4 protein-coding genes are annotated in these 4,250 nt (G+C 63.6%); all 4 read right to left on the bottom strand.

Annotated elements, in window-relative coordinates; genetic code table 11:
- Positions 1 to 133: 133 nt before the first annotated feature.
- Positions 134 to 1,195, bottom strand: coding sequence for an AI-2E family transporter (locus H0Z09_RS27135; protein ID WP_076954817.1), 1,062 nt, complete (start codon positions 1,193 to 1,195; stop codon positions 134 to 136).
- Positions 1,196 to 1,267: 72 nt separating this feature from the next.
- Positions 1,268 to 2,083 (bottom strand): DUF4892 domain-containing protein, encoded by an 816-nt coding sequence (locus tag H0Z09_RS27130; protein ID WP_186694925.1) that lies wholly within the window; start codon positions 2,081 to 2,083, stop codon positions 1,268 to 1,270.
- Positions 2,084 to 2,185: 102 nt separating this feature from the next.
- Positions 2,186 to 3,040 (bottom strand): alpha/beta hydrolase, encoded by an 855-nt coding sequence (locus H0Z09_RS27125; RefSeq protein ID WP_186694923.1) that lies wholly within the window; start codon positions 3,038 to 3,040, stop codon positions 2,186 to 2,188.
- Entirely contained in the window at positions 3,037 to 3,840 is an 804-nt protein-coding gene (locus tag H0Z09_RS27120) for an alpha/beta hydrolase (RefSeq protein WP_076954820.1), read from the bottom strand. The genes H0Z09_RS27125 and H0Z09_RS27120 overlap by 4 nt, the downstream gene beginning before the upstream one ends.
- Positions 3,841 to 4,250 lie beyond the last annotated feature (410 nt).

Genomic DNA, 4,250 nt, shown 5'->3' with positions numbered 1-4,250 from the left:
TACTCGGTCAAACCCAAAAAACGGTCGGCCCGAAGGCCGCCAAGCAAGCTCCTCGCCACACACCGTTGAAAGTTGTGTAGATACCCATGCCTATCGCGGGCAAGCCCGCTCCCACATGATCTCTACCGATCAGTTACAACGGTTTATCCTCCCGGCGCCCCTGAGCCTGGGTCGCGCTCCAGTCCGTCAACAGGCTGTAGGCCACCGCCAACAAGGTCGGGCCGATGAACAGCCCGATGAAGCCAAAGGCGATCAAGCCGCCGAACACGCCGAGCAGCACAATCACCAACGGCAGGTTGCCGCCGCGGCTGATCAGGTAGGGCTTGAGCACGTTGTCCACGCCACTGATGATGAAAGTGCCCCATACACCGAGGAACACCGCATAGGTGTAATCACCTTTCCACGCCAACCATGCCGTGGCCGGGATCCACACGAGCGGCGGGCCCATGGGGATCAGGCTGAGCAGGAAAGTGACGATGCCCAGCACCAGCGCGCCCGGTACGCCGGCAATCAGGAAGCCGATCAGCGCCAGCACGGCCTGGGCGGCGGCGGTGCCGATCACGCCGTTGACGACGCGCTGTACCGTGCCGGCCACCAGTTCGATGTAGTAACCGGCACGATCGCCGATCAGGCGCTCCAACAAACGGTGCACGAACATCGCCAGGCGCGGCCCGTCGCGATAAAAAAAGAACACGAACACCAGGCTCAGGGTCAGCTCAAGGATGCCGCCACCGATCTGTGCACTGCGCGCCAGCAACCAATTGCCGACCTGCCCCAGGTACGGCTTGAGGCTGACCATGAGGGCCGCGCCCTGTTGGTCGACGCTGTCCCACATCGCCACCAGACGCTCGCCGACCAAGGGGATCGAACCAAGCCAGGTCGGTGCCGCCGGCAAGCCATCGACCTGGATATCCTTGATCAACGCCACGGCATCGCGCACATGGTCCGCAAGGTTGAAGCCCAGCCACACCAGCGGCGCCGCCACCAGCAGCATCCAACCCAACGTGAGGATGCCGGCTGCCAGGGACTCGCGCCCTCCCAGCCCACGGGTGAGCAGGACCATCAATGGCCAACTGGCAAACGCCAGCACTGCGCCCCAGAACAGCGCCGACCAGAACGGCGCCATGACCCAGAAGCTGGCACCAAACAGCACCAGCAGCAGGATTTGCACCAGCAGGCGATCATTATTGAGCATGGGGTATCTCTAGAAGAAGACGGTAGGAACACAGCTTAGGCGAACGGCACGGGGCCGCTCGCCTTGCTACGCCTAGCGTATCAGATGCAGGTGCAAGCCTTTGGCGTCAACCTCGTTGCCGGTTTCCAGGCGAGCAGCGCGCACGCCCTTGTCGATCAGGGCCAGGCGCCAGGTCTCCGCATTCGGGCCGGTCAAACTCACGCGCAAGGTGGTATCGAGGTTCAGCCCACGGGAAATCAGGGTCAGCCAGGTGTCATCCGGTTCAGCACCCAATGCGGGGAAGTCCAGCTCGCCGGTGCTTTTCAGCTCGCGCAACAGGGTGGCCGAGGTGGGCAGCAGGTCGCCCAGCGGCGCGCTGGCGTCCAGTTGTTCCACATGCAGATAGGCGCGGCGATTACCGCGGGTGATGCTGTAGAGGGCGACCAGGGAATCGCTCTCGGCCAGGCGCAGCAACAGGTATTCCTGCTGGCTGTCGGCACCGACCAGCTTGGCGTTGCCGAAGATTTCATTGGCCCACAGGCTGCTCTCGCCGCAATCGCGGGCCCTGCACCAGAACAATAACTGCGCGCCCTTTTCCTGCAACGCTTCGCGCGTGGCGGTAAACGCGGCGCTGGCGCTGTGTTCGGCGGGCAACTCATAGGTGATGGCGGTGGCTTGGCCGCGCGCGGTGGCCTGGCCTTCATAGCGCAATTGGCCGCTGATCTTGCGGATCGCGCCCATGGGGTAGATGCGTTCTTTGTCTTCGGCGGGGCGGTAATCAACGATCTGCGAATCGACCTGACGGGCCACGGCGGGCAAGTCCTGGCTACCCGGTATGTCGGCGGCGAATACCAAAGGGCTCAGAAGGCTCAAGCCCAGGATACGGAAACATCCGTTACGCACGCTCATAAGATCAACGAGCCCTGGCCAACGTTGGTCATAGCGATGTTGAAGTTGTTCATGGTTGACTCCCTTTCGATCCGCCCAGCCTCGGCAGTTGACCGCCCCAAGTCAAGGCGCGCGGAAGAACCGATTGAAACAGTCTGCAACAAGGACCGCGCCAGATTCATCATTCACGTGCAAATGATGGCCGCCTGGCAGCGTGGTGACGGTAAAGGGCAGCCGGGAAAGCAATTCGGGATGTTTCGCCAGCATGCCATCGGCAGCGACCACCAACTGTGTAGGGCAGCCCACCCTTTGCACGAAGGCCATGGCTTGTTCATCGGTAAGACGCATCGGCGAAGCCAGGGTAAGCCGGCTGTCGGTGCGCCAGGTGTAACCGCCCGGCACCGGCATCAAGCCGCGCCGGGCCAGCAGTTCGGCGGCTTCACGGCTGACCGCCACCAGGCCTTTCATGCGCGCTTCGACGGCTCGATCCAGGGTGTCATAGACCGGCTTGCGCTTGTCCCGCAGGTTCAATTGCGCCTGCAACGCCATGCCCAGCCGCTCGGCGGCGTTCTCACCGCTGGCGGTCGGAGGGATCACACCGTCGATCAATCCCAGGTGCGTCACTCGCTCCGGCAACGCGCCGGCCAGCACCAGGGAGACGATGGCGCCAAGGGAGTGACCAAGTAATGCAAAACGTTTCCAACCCAGTTGTTCGGCGACTTGCAGCACGTCGTAGACGTAATCCCACAAAGCGTAGCCGGCTCCCGCGGGACGGTGCGCCGAATGCCCATGCCCCGCCATGTCGAGTGCAACGACGCGCAAGCCCCGCAGTTTCGGCGCCAGTCGCGCAAAGCTGTTGGCGTTGTCCAGCCAGCCATGCAGGGCGATCACCGGCACACCGTCCTCGGGCCCGAACAGATGCGCCGCCAATTCGATATGCGGCAGGCTCAGGCGCACTTCTTCGACCGCCGTGCTCATGCGCAACTGCGCTCGCGGGCCTGCCAGCGGGAGAGCAGCTGCTTGATCAAGGTCGCGGTGTCCTGGGGGCGCTCAAGCGGGAACATGTGGCCGCCGGGCATGGTGAGCATTTCCCCCAGGGGCAGGCGCCCCACGCCACTGGCGTGGTGACGCATCACCACGCGGCTCTGGCGACCGCGCACCACCGCCAACGGGATGTTCAACAGGCGCACCTGGCCGGGGCTGGTGTGGGGCACGCCACGGTAGATGCTGATCTCGGTGGCCGGGTCGAAGCGCAGGCGCAGGCGGTCACCCACTGGGTGCAAGCCATGCTGCAGGTAGGCGTCGAAGCAGTCCGGGTCAAAGCCTCGGAACAGGGTCTTGCCGGCGAAATAACTGCGTGCGGCATCCAGGTCGCTGAATTCTTCACGCCGGCCGAGTGTGCGCCCGGCCGGGGTCAGTCGATCGATAAAGCCCAAGCGCTTGGCCGCGCGGATCACCCAGCGGTCGGCGCGAGTCAGCACCGGAGAATCCAGCATGACCACACCCCGATACAACTGCGGGCACCGCATGGCCGCGTGCAGATGCAACACGCCACCCAGGGAATGCCCCACGCCCCAGACCGGTTCCGGTTGCTGTTCCAGATGATGGATCAGTTCGTCCACCAGGTTCTGCCAGTTATCGTCCACGGGAAACCTGGGGTCGTGGCCGTGCTGCGGCAGGTGCGCCACCGCGTATTCCGGGGCCAGCGCGGCAAACAATTTGCCGTAGGTGGCCGAAGGGAAGCCATTGGCGTGGGCGAAAAACACAGGCTGCGACATACCGGATCCTTCGACGAAAACAGAGGTTGATTGTCACCATGCGCGGCGGGTACGGCAATGACTGTAACTGCCAGGAAGGGTGACACTCACGCCATGTCTATCGCGGCATGGTCTCGATACGACTTTCTGCGGTGAGTGGCGAGGGGGCTTGCGTGGCGGCCTTAGGGCCGACCAGGCTTTTGGGGTTGACCGGGTACATATCCGTTATATGGGTAACGGCGGCTATTGGTTCCGCCCTTACGGCGGCTCACTTTTGAAGAGCGCAAAAGTAAGCAAAACGCTCTTGCCCCACCACTCGGCACCTCGCTTGGGCTCGGTGTGCCCTCACTCCGGCTTGAATCCGTGGGCCGCCGCCACGCGCCATCCATGGCGCGGGGCGGCTAACCCGGCGTCCTGCCGGGTTACCCACG

The organism is Pseudomonas sp. SWRI18 (assembly GCF_014268345.1).
In the GTDB taxonomy this organism is placed as follows: domain Bacteria; phylum Pseudomonadota; class Gammaproteobacteria; order Pseudomonadales; family Pseudomonadaceae; genus Aquipseudomonas; species Aquipseudomonas cedrina.
The sequence above is the reverse complement of the archived record's forward strand: the minus strand, read 5'-3'. Positions and strand labels throughout refer to the sequence as shown.

Excerpts from the sequence above, each read along its gene's own strand:
- H0Z09_RS27125 (WP_186694923.1), bottom strand. The coding sequence starts at position 3,040 with ATGAGCACGGCGGTCGAAGAAGTGCGCCTGAGCCTGCCGCATATCGAA.
- H0Z09_RS27135 (WP_076954817.1), bottom strand. The coding sequence starts at position 1,195 with ATGCTCAATAATGATCGCCTGCTGGTGCAAATCCTGCTGCTGGTGCTG.
- H0Z09_RS27130 (WP_186694925.1), bottom strand. The coding sequence starts at position 2,083 with ATGAGCGTGCGTAACGGATGTTTCCGTATCCTGGGCTTGAGCCTTCTG.
- H0Z09_RS27120 (WP_076954820.1), bottom strand. The coding sequence starts at position 3,840 with ATGTCGCAGCCTGTGTTTTTCGCCCACGCCAATGGCTTCCCTTCGGCC.